General features: G+C 32.8%; 14 protein-coding genes. 10 read left to right on the top strand and 4 right to left on the bottom strand.

Annotated features, from left to right (window positions below; genetic code table 11):
- The first annotated feature begins 212 nt into the window (after positions 1-212).
- The 3 genes from AN960_RS05130 to AN960_RS05140 all read left to right on the top strand — a co-directional run bounded on the left by AN960_RS05130 (position 213) and on the right by AN960_RS05140 (position 2497).
- On the top strand, positions 213-1100 hold the full coding sequence (locus AN960_RS05130) for a LysR family transcriptional regulator (RefSeq protein ID WP_056467811.1): 888 nt from the start codon (positions 213-215) through the stop codon (positions 1098-1100).
- A gap of 254 nt (positions 1101-1354) precedes the next feature.
- Positions 1355-1579: a hypothetical protein gene (locus AN960_RS05135; protein WP_056467814.1), complete on the top strand. Its 225-nt coding sequence runs from the start codon at positions 1355-1357 to the stop codon at positions 1577-1579.
- A 204-nt stretch (positions 1580-1783) separates the two neighbouring features.
- Positions 1784-2497, top strand: a complete 714-nt coding sequence (locus AN960_RS05140) for a DUF421 domain-containing protein (RefSeq protein ID WP_056467817.1) — start codon at positions 1784-1786, stop codon at positions 2495-2497.
- A gap of 54 nt (positions 2498-2551) precedes the next feature.
- On the opposite strand, the gene AN960_RS05145 is transcribed toward AN960_RS05140, so the two are convergent.
- Positions 2552-6829 (bottom strand): S8 family serine peptidase, encoded by a 4278-nt coding sequence (locus AN960_RS05145; RefSeq protein ID WP_056467819.1) that lies wholly within the window; start codon positions 6827-6829, stop codon positions 2552-2554.
- A 583-nt stretch (positions 6830-7412) separates the two neighbouring features.
- Here AN960_RS05145 and AN960_RS05150 point away from each other — a divergent pair.
- The 4 genes from AN960_RS05150 to AN960_RS05165 all read left to right on the top strand — a co-directional run bounded on the left by AN960_RS05150 (position 7413) and on the right by AN960_RS05165 (position 12402).
- Positions 7413-8873 (top strand): spore germination protein, encoded by a 1461-nt coding sequence (locus AN960_RS05150; RefSeq protein WP_056467822.1) that lies wholly within the window; start codon positions 7413-7415, stop codon positions 8871-8873.
- A complete protein-coding gene (locus AN960_RS05155; RefSeq protein ID WP_056467825.1) occupies positions 8870-9982 on the top strand; it encodes a GerAB/ArcD/ProY family transporter in 1113 nt (370 codons plus the stop codon). The genes AN960_RS05150 and AN960_RS05155 overlap by 4 nt, the downstream gene beginning before the upstream one ends.
- Positions 9979-11073, top strand: a complete 1095-nt coding sequence (locus AN960_RS05160) for a Ger(x)C family spore germination protein (RefSeq protein WP_056467828.1) — start codon at positions 9979-9981, stop codon at positions 11071-11073. Before AN960_RS05155 ends, AN960_RS05160 begins: the two co-directional genes overlap by 4 nt.
- Before the next feature lie 144 nt (positions 11074-11217).
- Complete coding sequence (locus AN960_RS05165; RefSeq protein ID WP_172795395.1) at positions 11218-12402, top strand: IS3 family transposase; 1185 nt, start codon at positions 11218-11220, stop codon at positions 12400-12402.
- A 111-nt stretch (positions 12403-12513) separates the two neighbouring features.
- On the opposite strand, the gene AN960_RS05170 is transcribed toward AN960_RS05165, so the two are convergent.
- On the bottom strand, positions 12514-12945 hold the full coding sequence (locus AN960_RS05170; protein WP_056467903.1) for an Lrp/AsnC family transcriptional regulator: 432 nt from the start codon (positions 12943-12945) through the stop codon (positions 12514-12516).
- A gap of 149 nt (positions 12946-13094) precedes the next feature.
- Between AN960_RS05170 and AN960_RS05175 the strand changes: the two genes are divergently transcribed.
- The 3 genes from AN960_RS05175 (at position 13095) to AN960_RS05185 (ending at position 15570) form a co-directional block, all read left to right on the top strand.
- Positions 13095-13676 (top strand): beta-class carbonic anhydrase, encoded by a 582-nt coding sequence (locus tag AN960_RS05175; protein WP_056467831.1) that lies wholly within the window; start codon positions 13095-13097, stop codon positions 13674-13676.
- A gap of 34 nt (positions 13677-13710) precedes the next feature.
- Positions 13711-14154 (top strand): cyanase, encoded by a 444-nt coding sequence (gene cynS, locus AN960_RS05180; RefSeq protein ID WP_056467834.1) that lies wholly within the window; start codon positions 13711-13713, stop codon positions 14152-14154.
- Positions 14155-14289: 135 nt separating this feature from the next.
- Entirely contained in the window at positions 14290-15570 is a 1281-nt protein-coding gene (locus AN960_RS05185; RefSeq protein WP_056467836.1) for a purine/pyrimidine permease, read from the top strand.
- 160 nt (positions 15571-15730) lie between these two features.
- Here AN960_RS05185 and AN960_RS24355 read toward each other — a convergent pair whose 3' ends face one another.
- Complete coding sequence (locus AN960_RS24355; protein WP_156339624.1) at positions 15731-15904, bottom strand: hypothetical protein; 174 nt, start codon at positions 15902-15904, stop codon at positions 15731-15733.
- A gap of 429 nt (positions 15905-16333) precedes the next feature.
- On the bottom strand, positions 16334-17731 hold the full coding sequence (gene pdxR, locus AN960_RS05190) for a MocR-like pyridoxine biosynthesis transcription factor PdxR (protein ID WP_056467839.1): 1398 nt from the start codon (positions 17729-17731) through the stop codon (positions 16334-16336).
- Positions 17732-17825: the final 94 nt, after the last annotated feature.

Below are 17825 nucleotides of genomic sequence, written 5' to 3' on the forward strand. Positions count from 1 at the left end.
CTTATATTTATCTTGTAAAACGCGTTTTTGTTTATTACCTATTAAGGAATACTTAATTACACACTTCTTAATAAAATATATCGAAATAACAAATTCTCTTTTAGGCCAATGGTCAATATTTCCAGTACTAAAATACTATTTAATAATTTAATATATTTAAAAACATACAGTATAATTATTCATACTTCGACACCGCTTAAAGGAGGTACAAAATGAATATCGAGCATTTAAAATATATAGTAGAAATATCGAAAGAGGAATCTATTACAAAAGCAGCTAAAAACTTACATATATCTGCCTCAGCTGTTAGCCAAGCTTTGAAGGAATTAGAAAAGAAATTAGATTTAAAACTATTCTTCCGCTTAAAGATGAAAACAGTACCTACCGAAGCTGGAAAAGAAGTCATTAAACAGGCACAAAAAGTCTTAGATGAATTTGAAGTTTTAGAGGATAAGATTTCAATTCAAAAGAATGCTCTTCAAACTCAAATAAAAATTGCAACTGTTCCCGGATTAATATATATGATTAATGACTCAATCATAAACTTCAAAAAAGATTTTCCAATGATTGATGTGCAAGTTTATGAATATGATCCTGCACAGATTCTAGACCTAATTCCAACTGTTCAACCTGATATTGCTTTTTTATTTTCAAATGAAAAAAGACTAAATGAAAACAAAGATTTACGATACGAACTGATGACTACAACAAAATACTGCGTACTCGTCGGTGACAAATCTCCCTTAAATAAGCTTCAAGAAGTTACGCCAGAAGACTTGATTCAGGAAAATTTTGTTCTATATAACAGTAATTCTTTAATAGAACACAGTCGCAATATTTTTGACAATATGAAAATCTTATTCGTTACAAATAATACCGATAGTATTAGAGATGCCGTAAAAAAAAATTTAGGGATTACACTGGTCCGTGATCTAACGTTTAAAAACCATCCTGATACTTTATTAGGAAAAATTAAGACCATTCCTTTAAAAACTCCAACTTTTATAAGTGATGAATTCTGGTCTGTTTCTCTTGCAAGCAAGCCCCTTACTCAAGTTTCAAAAAACTTTATCAAATATATGCAAGCTAATATAGAGTGAAAACTAACTAGACCAAATCTTTGAGGGATTTGGTTTTTTACTATCTAAATAGTCCTCTTTCTGTCGATATTTACATTATATTGAAGGTTGATTTGATTTGAAGTTTGAAAAAAACTATAAATTTTAAATTTTCCTAAACTGAAGGGTTCCTCCCGAAAAAGCTAACCTAAACATAATTTGCCTTACCGCCATGGAATAAGGCACCATTCCTTTTCCAATCAAATATACTTATTTGAAAGGAGTGAGTGATCAAAATGCCTTGGAGTCAAAAAATAAGATATTTAGTAGGTCAACCAGTAGGAGTTTCTTTAACAAATGGGCAAGGTACATCAGGAGTATTGTGTGGTGTATCTGGTTCAAAGGTTCTAATTATTGAATATATGTATCAATCACAATTTGCTCTAAAACAGTACGATTTCAATATGATTCAAGATATTAATGGATTTCCACCTTGTCAAAGCCAGCATCCGGTTTATTAAATAGTTCTCTATCCTTAATTTCAACTTCCATGTACCATATTATGAATAGTAATCAAAACTATTAAAACCTGCATAAGTGTGTAGGTTTTTCATATTTAAATTGGAATGGACATTTAATTGTTTCTTACAAAAGAATCTACTTTTACGTATTATCTATTTCTTTTATGTAAAAATATAGTAAGAATAAAATTAAAGGTGAAGGTAATGATTGGAACAATTGACGTCATAGTTCGAACTCTTTCAGCATTTGTTTTACTTATTTGTATTACTCACATACTAGGAAAACAAACCATTTCAAAGATGACTTATCACGATTATATTACTTCTATTACAATAGGTTCTATTGCAGGTAATTTAGCGTTTAATACTTCAATAAGATTCAGTAACTATCTAACTGCATTAATCATTCTTTGCACGTTTTTATTCCTTGCTACTTTGGTTTCATTAAAGAATAAAAAAGCTAGAGCAATATTTAATGGAGAGCCTACTGTTGTTATACAAGATGGTAAAATTCTTGAAAAAAACATAGAAAAATTAAGAATTTCAATGGATTCATTCAATCAAGCACTGAGAAGGAGAGATATCTTTGATATAGATGAGGTAGAATTCGCTATTTTTGAACCTGATGGACATTTATCTATATTAAAGAAACCATTATATCGTTTTGTAACTAGAAAAGATTTGGGAATATCTAGTCCTTCGCAGTCAAATTTCCCTATTGAACTCATTATGGATGGTCAAATGGTTGATAAAAACATCACTCAAAACCACTTAACAAAAGATTGGATCGTTACTGAAATTGAGCGACGAGGTTTGAAATTGGCTGATGTTTCATATTGTGTTCGTGGAACAAATGGTCAATTGTATTTTGATTTGTACAAAGATCAGATTAAATCGCCTGTTGATATAGAGGAATGAATAAAAGAATCGGTAACCTCACTTGAGATTACCGATTTTCTGTAATTTTATAGATTAATTTAGACCAAGTGCTTCTAACACATCATCTAATGTTTTACCTTTATATTTCTTAACTGGTTTTGGCGAATTATCATTCCAAGGATTTTGCATCATGTAGTTATTAATGACATATTGCATATCTTTTGCATCCACAACGCCATCATAGTTAATGTCAGCAGCACGCTTATTTGTATCCCAGTATGTTTGAATGTACAGCGCATCATTTACGTCAATGACATTATCTTTATTGACATCTCCACCAGGGATATAGTCATATTGAACTGGTTTTGATCCTGCTGTTACTTTTCCGTCTTCTTTTATCCCTACTGTAAAATCTTTTGAGAGCGTAAAGTGACCTGGTACATCAATTTTCAAATTAAAATTATCTTCTGTTATCGGCAACCTTGTTCTAATTGACCACGGATTTGTTGAAGAATAACCAAATTGATCCGTTACACCATATTCTTTACCTTTTGAATCTTTCACACTAATTTTTGTACCTGTTTTACTATAGTCAAGTTGTTTCATTTCTGGCTCTAAACCACCAAACTTCATTAATCCTTCTGCTTCAATGCCTGATCTCATAAGTGAATAAGTAGGTGTGATATAGAAATACGGTTGAATTCCTTGAGTCGTTACTGTACTGTTATCCACATTTGTATAAACAGCGCTAAAGAATCTTGAACCGGTTGTACTTTTGAAGCTCATTGGTCCTTTGTAGTAGACGTCTTTTGCTTTGAATGTTGCGTCTACTAGGGATACATCGCCAGCAATTCCTTTATTCGCAAGGTCTCCAGTTGCAGTTGCAGTAATCGTCATTTTAGTGTTCCCACCCTCAGAAGGGGTAGTCGTATATTGAACATCTAGCTTGCCTTTAAAAGCCATATTTGGTTGTACATTTACTACATCAAGGAACGTGCTTGGATATACGAAACTGAATTCAGCTTTCTTCAAGTTTGTTTTCACATTTTTTGTTGAGAATGTTAAAGTTGTTGATTCCCCCATGTTTATGCGTTTCTTATCAGAAATTGCAGTTGTATAAGAAGTACCTTTTCTAACAAAATAAGCATCAATGAAACTGCCATAATTTCTTACACTTGATTTACTATAATCTGAGAAATCGTATTCTGTAATTGGATTTACAATTGGACCAGAAGTAGCTAAAGGTATTTGTGCATTGAAATTTCCTTTTGAGTCTAATGGAATACTGATTTCTGATGAATTAGAAGGATTATAATACGTAAAAGTATTATCTCCTTGTGAAGCAGAAATGCCCCCTGCCTTCATCTCATCGATATCTTTATCAAATACATTTCCTGATACAGTAACCTTAGTGTCAGTTGGGATAGTAGTTTCATAAATGCCCCCTGCTGTCATATTGTCCATCGTTACCTTTGGTTCTCTCTCTCCATAGTAAACCGGTGCATCTGATGTGAACTTTTCTCCTTTATCGTTTGTACCAACCATACGAATTTTATATAATCCAGGATCTGTCTGTTTTGAATCATACGTAATTGGATTATCCGGATTGCCAGTTAATGGATAATATCTACCTTCATTTAAAACTCCTCGGAAATAATATTCCGTATTCTCGTCTGCTCCCATTCCATCAGCTGAGCCCAAGAATCCGATTTCTTTATCTGTTTCTGGGTCCACAAGGAAGAAATCAAAGTAACGCATATGTGAATTCAGTTTAAAGTTTACTCCAATTGACCATCTCGTGTAGTTACTTCCTGCTTCATATGCAATTGTATAAGCTGATGGATTACCAGTTACATAGGCTATCCCTTCTTTTACCGTGTGAATCGCAAACGGGATTTTATATGTTTCATTTGAATCCTTCTGGTTTGTATAGACTACATATCCTTCATAAGTTCCGAGTTTTGCAGATTTCGGAACATTGATCGTAGCGTTCATATTCGCACTGCTGTATTTTTTTACTTTGATAGAAGATTTTACATCTAGTGTAACACCATTTTCAGCAGCATCTTGATTTGCTCTAGAGTCGTCTGTAAAGCGAGCATCTAATGTCTGGAACTGAACCTTTACGTCATATGTTTTATCTACAGAAGATTTATTAAATAAAGTGATTGAACATTGATCTGTCAAGTCTTTACCATCAACAGCTTGTTCACCAAAACTTAACGCTCCAGTAATGTTTTTTATTTGTTTAATGCCCTTACTTGCTAGAGTGGTTCCACCGGTATTCGTTGCATTATCTTTAACCGTTGAAGTAGTGTCTTTAACTTGGATCTCCGTCTGTGCATGAACAGCTTTATAAGGGTTTACACGCCCAGCGCCAACTTCATAAACACTGTATTTATCAGATAAGGGATCCGCTGTATTCATAAGTGTTGCTTTAATATCTGAAGTATCCATATCAGGATGAGCTTGCTTGATTAAAGCGGCTACCCCTACAACGTTTGGCGTTGCCATCGATGTCCCAGATAAGCGATCGTATGCATAATTATAGTTTCCGATTTGATCCGCTCCGTGCATATAGGAAGGAACAGTAGAAAATACTGATACTCCTGGTGCAATTACTTCAGGTTTAATATCGTATAATACACGTGATGGACCGCGTGAACTAAACGGCGCTAATTTATCACCTGTTGTCACTAATTGTTTCATATTACTAAAAGTAAAGTCTATCGATGCACCTGGTACTGCTCCTGTTCCAAATGTAGGCAATTTAGTTGCTAAAGCTTTTCCTTGTGCGTTACTTAGTAAAAATGTTGGTATATAGTTAAAACCTTCTCCAAGATATACATCACCATTTGGAACGGGCGTGTCGTATAAAACAACAGCTTTTGCACCATGTGCCTTAGCAGTCGCTATGATTTGTGCCATTGGGTAGCTTCCTCGTTGTGCCAGTACAACTTTTCCTTTTACATCAATTGGAACAGTAGCTTTATCATCCTTCCAATAACTAACTTCACCGCCATAATCGACATTTACCATTTGCAGAGTTTGGCCATCAAAGTCTGCAACGTTATCCGTTAAGCCTTGTGCAGCTAGTTTTAAATCAGCAGGTAGATCTCCTGTTGCCGCATGGAATGCTCCTGTATAGGATGGAATTGTAATAGATGTATCACTTGCTCCTACTGTAATAGCTAATGGTGAATTACCAGGAGCCCCAAGAGAATACATTGAATCCCCAGAATTTCCTGCTGCGACAATCGCAGTTACACCTGCAAGAACAGCATTGTTAACCGCAATTGTTGTAGGATATAATGGATCATTGTAATTTGCGCCAAGAGACATATTAATAACGTCCATACCATCTGCAACTGCTTTATCGAGTCCTGCAAGAATAGCTGATGTATAGCCGGATCCATATGGCCCTAAAACACGATAAGAATAAATATCAGCATCTGGTGCAACACCTGTTACTGCAAGATCCCCATCGTTTTTCCCTTGTCCAGCAATAATACCAGCTACATGCGTTCCGTGCTCAGTATAGTAAGCTTCTCCGTTTGTGGCTAACTCAGCTTGTCCAGACTTCTTCCAATCTGCGTAAGTTGTTTCCATCGGATCATTATCATTATCAACGAAATCATAACCACCTTTAAAAGCACCTTTTAAATCTGGATGGTTATAATCAATACCAGTATCAAGAATACCAACTTTTACGCCTTTACCTGTAAAGCCTTCTTCATGAAGCTTTTCTACTCCAGGAAATGTAACCATCGTATGAGTTGTAGCTTGTTTTCCTGATGTAGCTTTTTCACTGATTGACGGTGGCTCTACTTGTACTTGTAAATCACTATAGACTGCTTTTACTGAATTTGATTTAAGAAGCGATTTAATTTTGTTTGCAGGGAGCGTCATAGAAACCCCATTAAATGCTTTTTTATATGAACGTTTAATTGAATATGGATTTTTCTTAGCTTTTAATTCACTACTAAAAATTGTTTTTAAATCTTTTTGGAAAGTTTCGTGCGAAGCGTCCACTTTTGCTTGTGCATCTTTTGCAGTTAGTGAATCACCATCTGCTTCTGCTTCTAAAACAGCAGTTTGCTGAGGCTTGTCCTTAAATTCGACAATGACAGACGTAACCTTGTCGCTTGTTTGATCGACTTCAGGTGAAACCAGAAGCCCTGCTTTGTCACTTAGCTTCAATTGTTTAATTGCCTCACGCTGCTGAGGTGTTAGACTTGCTAATACTTGATCAATCTTTGAAGTTGCTTGTGCATGAACCTGATGTGAAAATGAAACCGGTGTTAATGTAGTGCCTATAAGTCCTGTTGTTAATGCTAGTGTTGTAACATTTTTAAACATTTTCTTTTTCATCTACTAACCTTCTTCCTTTTCTTAAGATAGATTCATTATATTGAGAGTTGGCACGATTGGCATTTTGCAAAATTCATTCAATTCAAACTTTTTTTCGTGATTTTCTGCTGTTTAATGAAAAATCATGTCAAAAAACCAGAAATATCCTCTACGACATTTCTGGTTTTTTGCTTGTTATTCTAAAGTAAATGAAGAGTTAATCGCAAATAAAACTAGCAAAACTGCAATTAAATCTCCAAGAATCGCAAATAAAATTAATAGTTACCTCTACCGGTTAAGGTATTATGATCTAAAACTTGTACAAAGGTAGATACTTTCAAAGGGAGAACTTGCAAAATATGCTCTATATTGAATAAATACTTGATAAAAAGTAACTAAAAATGAAAAGAACTATTAAAATACCTCCCACTAGCGCTAGTGCATTCTATTTTATAATTACAATCAAAAATAGGGCTTCTCGTGTCAGTTAATCTGACCCATGAGATAGCCCTTTTCTTTATTTATAATCATTCAATTACTTAATCTGACCAATGAATATGTTTTTCTATTTTACAAACAATATACGATAGGAGGTGGAATATTATTGAAAACGGAACAAACAATTACAATTTCTAAAGACATTAATCGTAATTTAGAAAAATTAAAAGAAGAGTTTTCAAATGTTTTTGATTTTAAAACAAGAAAGATTACTTTCAATAATAGACCACTATGTATTGCTTTTATCGATACAATCTCAAATAAAGAGATTATTAATGAAAAAATTATAAAGGTACTTTTAAATATAAAACATGGAAATATTATGACTGATCTTCCGGTTTCAACTATTTCTACAACTGATTGTTTTAACGAAATTAATGTTTCTCTTATTAATGGAAATACAATTATATTAGAGGATGGATCCAAGGAAGCCTATATAATAGATACTATTTTATTTGAAGTGAGATCAACTAGTGAACCTGTAAATGAAAAAGTCGTTTCGGGTGCTCACGACGGTTTTATTGAGAGCCTAAGTAAAAATGTAAATTATATAAGAAATAGAATTAGAAGTTCTCATTTTAAAACGGAAATTGTACAAATTGGTGATCCTGCTACAAATGTTGGCATTTTATATTTAGATAATATAGTAAATAAAGATATTCTACAAAATGTTAAAAATCGTATTCATTCAATTCAACTTGAAAATAATTTAACATCAGGTAAACTGGAAGAATTTATCGAGGATAGTTCCTTCTCCCCTTTCCCACAATTATTAAAAACAGAACGTCCTGATCGAGTTATTTCAAATTTGTTTGACGGTAAAATTGCAGTAATCGTTGAAGGGAGTCCTACCGTTTCAATTATGCCAGCTACTTTTTTTATGTTTTTTCAAACTCCTGATGACTATAATGGGCGGGTTTTAGTTGGGTCTTTTTTAAGAATCATACGGCTATTTAGTTTTTTTCTTTGTATAACTTTACCTGCAGTATACATATCAGTTATTTCATTTGGTTATGAAATTCTCCCATATGAATTAGTTACTACTATTCAAAACAGCATCGAATTTGTACCATTTTCACCATTTGTCGAAGCGATCATTATGCAATTGATATTGGAATTATTAAGAGAGGCATCCATCCGACTACCAAGCCCAATTGCTCAAACGATCGGCATTGTAGGAGGGCTCGTTATCGGAACAGCTATTGTAGAGGCTAATTTAGTTTCAAATCCTATGACAGTAGTACTCGCCATCACAGCAGTTGCATCATTTGTTGTTCCTGTTCATGAAATGAGTTTTACACTTCGATTATTAAGCTTTCCAATGATTATTTTGGCATCAATCTATGGATTTGTTGGTATTATATTCGGTTTAACGCTTATTTTTATTCATATTGTTAAACTAGAATCTTTTGGTTCTCCATACTTTTCACCTCTTGCACCAATTCGAATAAAGGATTTAAAGGATACCTTGATAAGAGTGCCAAATTGGAAAATGAAGACTCGACCGACAAATGCGCAACCCACTGATACGATTCAGTCCCAAGGAACGAAAGGGTGGAAAAAATGATAATTAAGCAAAATGAGACCATTTCATCCTTTCAATTATTTTTTTATATGGTAATCGTCCAATTAAATGTTACAACATTAAGGCTACCAATGTATTTATATAAAGAAAGTGCTCATGATGGATGGATTTCTTTATTACTTTCTTGTTTCTATTCTGTTTGTACTATATTCCTATATTCATTTTTAATTAAGCGGTTTCCTAATTTAACAATTTTTGAAGTTTGTACGCTTTTTTTTGGAAAATGGATCGGTGGAATATTAAAAATTTGTTATATTTTATATTTTGTCTTTATTGCTTATTCAATTAATCAATCCTATCTATTTGTTTTTAGTAAGTGGGTTTTTCCAAACTCACCATTTTGGAGTATTTTACTCCTTTTATTGATAATTGGTATCTATTTAGGAAAAGAAAATATTCGAACGATGACTCGATTTTTCCAATTATCTTTTTGGACATTTTTAATCATTTTCGTTTTTAGTATTGAAGCGTTTCAACAGGTGGAATGGAAATTTTTACTACCAGTTGCTCAAGTTAACTTTACCCATATAATGAAAGGAAGTTATACGTCTTATTATTTTCTACATGGTTTTGAGTGTCTTTTAGTTGTCTACCCATTTGTAAAAGGCCCTCATAGAAAAATAATAAAAAGCTCTATTTTTTCTATATTATTTATTACAATGATTAATCTATTTACTGTCGTTTTATGTTTCGTATTCTTTAGTAAAAAAGAAATGGCGTTAATTCCAGAACCAACAATTTATTTATTTAAAACCTTAACTTTTTTCAAAGTACTAGAACGACTTGATTTACTATTTCTTTCATTGTGGTTTGTCGTAATTGCCTCTTCCTATGTTGCTTATTTAAATTTGGCTAATGTTGGCATTTCAAATTTGATAAATAGAAATAGAGTTACTACATTTTCTACTCTTGCAATTTGCTTGATTATCTTTCTAGTTAGTAATTTAGTACCTTCTTCAAATGGGTTTTTAGATATCTTAATAAAAATCTTATCTATTTCGAGTTTTATTTTTATACTATTGATTCCGGCGTTGATCTTATGTATTTCCCTACTCTTTAAGATTAAAAGTAAGGAAGTTAAAGTATCATGAAAAAATATCATTACATTGTTTATTTATTAATCTTCTTTTTAACAGGCTGCTGGGATCAACACTCCTTGAAGGACTCTGCATTAGTACTAAGTATTGCATATGACCAACTTCCTAATGACAATATTAAGGGAACTGCAAGCGTCAGTGCTAATATTGTAAAAGGTGACCAAACCGAGGCCACTAATTATATTGTTAATGATCAAGGCGCAAGTATAAGAGATGTACGTAACAATATTGATTACCAAATTCCTGGTAGTTTTTCACCCAACAAATTGCTAGTGATGCTATTAGGTGAAAACCTCGCAAAAAACAATTTGTATCCTTATTTTGATACCTTTTTCCGATTTATTAGAAACCCACTAACTTCACGAGTAGCAATCGTAAAAGGACAGGCCTCTAGTATTATTGAAATGAAAACTTATAAAGATATTTCTATCAGTGAGTCACTTTCAGAAATGCTTGAGGCAGCTGAAAATATTTCTGTAATTCCAAAAGAGACACAAGAAACTATTTACAAAAAAATGGACGATCCAGGTAGGGATTTAGTCGTCCCTTATTTAGAAAAAATAGATGATGAAACAATAAAAATTAAAGGTGTGGCACTTTTAGAAAACAATCGTTTTACCGGAAAAGTCCTAAATAATAAACAGTCAAAATTATTGTTATTACTGCAAGACAAAAAAAGTAATACGATGAGTTTGACGGAACCATTAGGGAGCAATAATGAGATTGTTTCTTTTAAAGTAAAAAGTATAAAAAGAAACCTACAAATTAAAAATGAAAAGCAACCTAAAGTAAAGATCGATTTAAAAATAAAGATCGATTTAATCGAGTATACTGGCGAAGATCTAGCTAGTAATATCAAGAAAAGGGAAATAGAAAACAAAATTGCTAAAAATATCGAAAACGAGCTAAAAGAAGTAATTAGCATTCTTCAAGAAACAAATTGTGATGCATTAGGAATAGGTAGATCTTTAATGGCCTATCATCCTGATACTTGGAAGAAGTTAAATTGGGAAAAGGACTATTCAAAAGTTCCCTTTAAGGTCAATACAAAAGTGACTATGTATACAAGTGGAATTATTTTATGACAGTTAAAACTAGTAAAGTTTAGCAATCATTTATTACATTATAAAACCAGAAAAGCCCTTTATGATATTATCCCCTTATAGTAGACACACAAAAAAGACCATCCGATAATAAGGATAGGTAGTCTACTATTGGGGGATTTTATTTTGTCTAAAATTAATCGTACATCTAAAAAATATTCTGAGGATTTTAAACTTAGAGCCGTAAAACTATATCTTGAAGGAGATAAAAGTTATAAAACAGTTGCCCTTGAAGTTGGAATGCCTAGTCCTTCTCCACTTAAAGATTGGGTAAATCGATACAGAGAAGGTAGATCTTTTGAAGATAAACGGGGTAAACATACAAACCATCGTTTTAATGGGTTTCAAAGAACAAAATTTGTAAGTATTGAGGAAGAAAGAGATTATCTGAAAGCACAGGTAGCCTTTCTAAAAAAGCGATATCAAAATCTAAATCAAGGAGGGAAAACTCCGAAAGAAAGTAGATTCGAAATTATTGAAGAGATGAAAGATAAATATCCTATCACTATGCTTGTTAAAATCGCTGAAGTATCAAGGTCTGGTTTCTATAAATGGAGAAAATCAGCCGAGAATCAACAATCCAATAAAATTAAAGAAGAAGCTGTAAAATCACACATTCACGCGATTCATTCAATACGTCCGTATTATGGCTATCCACGAATAACTGACCGTTTGAGAGAAGAAGGTTTAGTTGTAAACCATAAAAAAGTATATAGATTAATGAAGGAACTAGATATCAAATCAGTCATTCGAAAGAAAAGAAAATATTTCGGGAGAGATGAATCGAATGTTTATCCTAATCTCTTAAATCGCCAGTTTAAAACACAAATGCCAAATATTGCTTTTGGGACAGATATTACTTTTATCAAAGTAGGAAACAAGTTTTATTACCTTTCAGTTATTCAGGATCTTTATAATAATGAAGTTGTATCTTGGAAGTGTTCAGATCGAAATGATATTAAATTAGTCATCGAAACAGTTAGTGATTTATGTAAAAAAAGAAACGTGCATGGAAGTATCCTGCATTCAGATCAGGGATTCCAGTACACGTCTACAAAATACAGCCAGTTCTTAGAAAAGAATAATATGTTAGGCAGCCACTCTCGCAAAGGAAACTGTCTAGACAACGCTTGCGTTGAATCATTCTTCTCACACTTCAAATGTGAAATGGTGTATCTATCTAATTTTAATTCAGAACAGGAACTTATTCAAGCGATTGAAGAGTATATCCACTTCTATAATAATGAACGGTCACAAAAACGACTCAACCGTTGTTCCCCTGTAAAATACAGGTTAACAACGGCTGCTTAGTCGGTCTTATTTAAATGTGTCTACTTGACAGGGGTAAGTCCATTTATCGGGCTTTTTTTGTTTTGCTTATTTCTATTCGTAATTTGTGTCAGTTTCCAAATGTGATTAGCTTTATTTTAACTTTCCTATTGATAGGTTAACACGATAATTTCCATACTTTAATAGTCTTTCTAGAAATGTATCCAATTCTTCATTCGAAGCAAAATGAGTTTTTAATAAATAACATCCTTCACCACTTGTACGATGTACTTCAGAAACTGCTTCTTCTTCTTGAAAGAACATCTTAAACTCTTGATGATTAGCTGTTTTTACGAACACAGTAACAAATGCAGTCACTATTTGTCCTAATTTGATTCGGTTTATTGCGATTGTATATTGCTCAATTATTCCTAAATCCTCTAGTCTTCGAATTCGATTTCCTACAGCCTGCCCTGTCATATGTATTTTTTGACCGAGTTCTTTCCATTGAATTCTTGAGTTTCCTCCTAATAATTTCAGTATCTCAAAATCTGTTTGATCAATGATATAAATCAATCCTTTCATCATGAAAGTAGAAAGCCAGATAGTGTTTCGCCAACTTATTCTGCTTATCGATACAATTCACTATACTTAATTTATCCTCTTATATCACTTTACTTATAACATAGTGGATTCAACAAAGAAATACTCTTAATGTAAAGGTGGTTAAAAATATGTTATTACAAGAAATTTTAGCGTACAATGAACAATTTGTACAAAACAAGGAATACCTTCCTTATGAAGCAACAAAGATACCTCAAAAACGTATGGTTGTTGTCTCTTGCATGGATGCTCGTTTAATCGAGCTGCTTCCAAAAGCTTTAGATTTACACAATGGTGATGCAAAAATCATCAAAAATGCAGGTGGTACGATTACAGATGCCTTCGGTAGTATCATGCGAAGTGTTGTAACAGCTGTATATGAATTGAATGCAGAAGAAATTTATATTATTGGACATCATGCATGTGGAATGAGCCAAAGTAATCCAAAAGGAACACTTCAAAAAATATTGGATCGTGGAGTATCTTCACCAGAAATTTTCTCAGCCATCGAATATGCTGGAATTGACCTTGAAAAGTGGTTATTTGGATTTGATCATGTCAACGATTCAATTCAAGCTAATATTGATTTAGTAAGAAATCATCCATTTATACCAAAAGATATTCCTGTCCATGGTTTAGCTATTGATCCCCACACAGGTAAATTAGATTTATTAGTTGATGGATATAAAACATTAAATGAAGTGAAAAATTAATTATTATTACTTAAATGGAAGGAAGTTAATAGATATGAATAGAAAAGAAGCTACGCAAAAAATTATAGAAGCAAAAATTGCAAAAGGTTTAACATGGGAAGAAATTTCAAAAGTAAGTGAGAACTCTGAGTCTTGGGTTGTAACAGCATTATTAGGACAAGCTACAATGACCCGTCCAGAAGCAGAAAAAATGGCTGAATTATTAGGGTTAAATGAAGAAGTAGTTCAAGCCTTAACGATTATTCCACATAGAGGTGATGCAATGCAAATGCCTCCTACTGACCCAATCTTATATCGTTTATATGAAATGTTATTAGTGTACGGACCAACTATTAAAGAATTAATTCAAGAAAAAGTTGGTGAAGGTATTATGAGTGCAATTGATTTCGAACTAGGTGTGGAGAAAAAAGAAGATCCAAATGGTGACCGTGTAATCCTAACACTTAATGGTAAATTCTTACCTTATCGTAAATGGTAAATAATAAAAAAATATTTCTATTAAATTAAAATAAATTTACACTATATAAACCTTAGAAATCCATCTTTTTAATCTACCACTATAGAAAAGATGGATTTTTTCTATAAGGTTCTTTTTTAAGCAGGGGAGATTAATATGAATAATAAATATGTTAATACTAGTTTTAGTATCTTACAGTGGTTTGTGTTTCTATTAGCAAATGCAATTGCATTGCCAATCATTATTGGAGGCATATTCCATTTATCAATTGATGAAATTTCAACTTTAATGCAGCGAACTTTTTTAGTTGTGGGAGTAAGTTCTTTTTTACAAGCATGGTTAGGGCATCGCTATCCCATTGCGGATGGCCCAGCCGGTTCATGGGTAAGTATATTTGTCATATTGGGACAAGTAGCTATGCATCAGGGACAAAGTGCAAAAGATGTACTCCGACTTTTAGAAGGTGGATTAATTATTGCAGGTCTATTACTTTTCGTCCTTGGGATAACAGGACTTGTGCATCGAATTCTACGTTTATTTACCCCTTTGGTTACAGGAACTTTTCTTTTAATCTTAGCTCTTCAGCTTAGTGGAGTGTTACTAAAAGGAATGATGGGGTTACAAGGAACAGTAACTCATCCTAATTATACATTAGCTACTATTGCACTCTTTGTTTTTGCCCTTATTACTTTCTTATCAATTAAGGGGAAAGGATGGATGAAAAGTTACGCTGTGTTACTTGGAATTTCAGTTGGTTGGCTTTTGTATGCTGTATTTGGAAAACCGTCCCATCTTCCTTCTGATTCACCTTTAGTTAAGTTCCCTGATGTATTTGCTTGGGGCATGCCTAAGTTAGATACTGGGATAACCATAACTGTAACTTTATTTACATTCCTATTAGTTGCAAACACAATTGCTGCAATTTCGGCTGTAAAACAAGTGTCTCCGCTATCTAAAGAAAATGAAAGACAAACTTTGAACCGTGGTATATGGGTCGGAGGTATATCTCATGTTTTCACGTCGTTGTTCTCTACAATTGGCGTTGTACCATTACCTGCATCAGCAGGATTTATTCAACTAACAGGACAAAAAAAAGTGAAGCCGTTCCTTATAGCAAATCTCATATTAGCTGGAATTTCTTTTATTCCCTCTTTTGTAGGCTTTATATCCTTGCTACCAGGTCCTATTGCAAATGCCGCGCTTTTAGCAACCTTTGTCCAAATGATCGGAATTTCATTTCAATCGATTTTACGTGAAGAATTAAACCAACGTCGATTAACGATATTAGGAATTTCATTATTAATTAGTTTGGGAATAATGTTTCTTCCAGAAAGTGCATTTAGCGGAATACCATCTACCTTCAAATATGTTTTAAGTAATGGATTACTCGTAGGTACCATGATTGTTATTCTACTGGAACAATTTTGGAAAGAATGATTCTTGATAACAAAAAACAGAAAAACCCTATAAGGGGCTTTTCTGTTTTTCACTTGATTAGTTGTATAAAAATCCTATAGGCCAAGAAAAATAAGGATAAAAAAAAGCATTCTTCCCGATTTTTCGTTGGTATGCTTACTTTATTGTAAAATTATATTTATTAGTGCTTTAACATATATCCCCAAAGTAATAATGGTGTAATAAGAAAAGTGTAAAGTACTATTTGTAAAATAATTATTGGTTTTATTTCTTTAAAATCACTTATCCAAAACTTAGAAACTATTGCATATAATACTAATTCTATTACCGGTCCAAATACAATTAACCATTTCATTTTAAAAATTTGCTCCTTTTAGAAATTCTAAGATGCATATATTACAATCTCACTCTAAAATTATAACACAAAAAAGAAGAAATTATTTTACAAAAACAAAAAAATCTGAAGTATTAAATAAATTCAAAACTTCCCACAATATTCAAGGTGATCCACCAGATGATATTCCATGATTAGCTGAAGATTTCATTTTTTGAAGACACCTTCTATATACAACAAAAAAACAAAAAAACCTATAAGGGGCTTTTCTGTTTTTCACTTGCTATTCTATTCGTACTTCATTTTATTCTATTGTCCAGTGTTCCTGTTTAAAGAAGCTCTTCATTGAATAGAACACAATATATAGCCTGTATCTATAATTACAGACTTTTTTATGCATGTTGGCTTTTAAACAGATCTAAAGTAATCGAGAATTATTTTAGTATCATGTTATATTTTAAACCATGAATTATACAACCATCGAATAGCCTCTTCAATCTCAGCCTCTGATAAAATAGCAAATCCAAGTAAGACTGTATTTTTCGGATTATTCCCTTCGCTATAATACATTGAAACTGGATAGACTTTAATACTGTTTTCAGCCGCTCTTTTTATTAACTCTTCTTCTAACATTCCATTGTGAACCTTTAATAAAATATGTAAGCCAGAATCTTCTCCTATCACTTCCACTTTATTAGAAAAATACCTTTCTATCGCCGAAATAAGTACATCTCTCTTTTTTCTGTAAACAACTCGCATTTTATTAATATGTTTTTCCCAATGTCCTTCGTTTAAAAATCTTCTAATGATTTCTTGATCAATTCTCGAAACACTTTGTGTGTAGAATAAATATTGTGAATGATACAATTTAATCAGCTGTTTTGGCAACACCATATAACTCATTCGTAATGATGGAAGTAAAGCTTTTGAAAATGTCCCCATGTAAATTACGTTTCCCTCTGCGTCAAGCCCCTGCAATGCAGGAATTGGTTTTCCAGAATAACGAAATTCACTATCATAATCATCTTCAATAATATAACGTCCATACTCCTCTTGAGCCCATTGTAATAGTTGTCCTCTTCTTTTAATTGGCATAATCATTCCACAAGGAAATTGGTGAGACGGTGTAACGAAAATAACTTTCGCATTGCTAGCTTCTAAGGCTGCAATAGAGATCCCATCCTCATCAAGTGGGATCATTTGAACATTTTCTTCTCCCTTCTCAAAAACAACCAACTTTCGATGATACCCTGGATTTTCAACTGCAAAATTCCTTCCCTTTAGTAACTGAAACAAGATTCTTATTAAAAATTGGGTTCCGGCTCCTATTACAATTTGACTCGATGAACATCTAACACCTCTTGATTCATATAAATATTTCGCAATCTCTTCACGCAAGTTGGATTCACCTTGAGGATGACCAAGAAATAGAAGTTCCTTATTTTCTTGTTGCCATACTTCATTTGAAATTTTACGATAGACAGCGAATGGAAATGTCTTTGGATCTACACCCGTCTGTGTAAAATCAAATTTATAGATCTGTTCTCCGTATAATACTTCATTAACGAATTCTCTTTTTTTCTCTGTGAGCATCATTTGCTCAATTTCACATACAAAATACCCCTTGCGTGAAACTGATTCAATATACCCTTCTGCCAGAAGTTGTTCATATGCTGATTCGACTGTGTTTTTACTCACTTCTAAATACATTGCTAACTTTCTTTTTGCTGGAAGCTTCGTCATAGGAGGGATTTTTCCACTTCTTATTTCTTCTTTTATATACCCATATAACTGTACATACATCGGCATTTTTGACTCAATATTCAAATTTGGTGTTAACTCTAACATGAATTCTGACCCCCTCACTAAATGAATTACTGATACTTTATACAGTACCAGAGTTTATATATAATACTTTTTATCATGTAAATCGAATAAAATC

This window comes from Bacillus sp. FJAT-25509 (genome assembly GCF_001420605.1).
Classification (GTDB): Bacteria; Bacillota; Bacilli; order Bacillales; family Bacillaceae_G; genus Gottfriedia.

Bases quoted from the DNA above. Each gene is read 5' to 3' on its own strand.
- AN960_RS05130 (WP_056467811.1), top strand. From the start codon at position 213: ATGAATATCGAGCATTTAAAATATATAGTAGAAATATCGAAAGAGGAA.
- AN960_RS05135 (WP_056467814.1), top strand. From the start codon at position 1,355: ATGCCTTGGAGTCAAAAAATAAGATATTTAGTAGGTCAACCAGTAGGA.
- AN960_RS05140 (WP_056467817.1), top strand. From the start codon at position 1,784: ATGATTGGAACAATTGACGTCATAGTTCGAACTCTTTCAGCATTTGTT.
- AN960_RS05145 (WP_056467819.1), bottom strand. From the start codon at position 6,829: ATGAAAAAGAAAATGTTTAAAAATGTTACAACACTAGCATTAACAACA.
- AN960_RS05155 (WP_056467825.1), top strand. From the start codon at position 8,870: ATGATAATTAAGCAAAATGAGACCATTTCATCCTTTCAATTATTTTTT.
- AN960_RS05160 (WP_056467828.1), top strand. From the start codon at position 9,979: ATGAAAAAATATCATTACATTGTTTATTTATTAATCTTCTTTTTAACA.
- AN960_RS05170 (WP_056467903.1), bottom strand. From the start codon at position 12,945: ATGAAAGGATTGATTTATATCATTGATCAAACAGATTTTGAGATACTG.
- AN960_RS05175 (WP_056467831.1), top strand. From the start codon at position 13,095: ATGTTATTACAAGAAATTTTAGCGTACAATGAACAATTTGTACAAAAC.
- cynS (WP_056467834.1), top strand. From the start codon at position 13,711: ATGAATAGAAAAGAAGCTACGCAAAAAATTATAGAAGCAAAAATTGCA.
- AN960_RS05185 (WP_056467836.1), top strand. From the start codon at position 14,290: ATGAATAATAAATATGTTAATACTAGTTTTAGTATCTTACAGTGGTTT.
- AN960_RS24355 (WP_156339624.1), bottom strand. From the start codon at position 15,904: ATGAAATGGTTAATTGTATTTGGACCGGTAATAGAATTAGTATTATAT.
- pdxR (WP_056467839.1), bottom strand. From the start codon at position 17,731: ATGTTAGAGTTAACACCAAATTTGAATATTGAGTCAAAAATGCCGATG.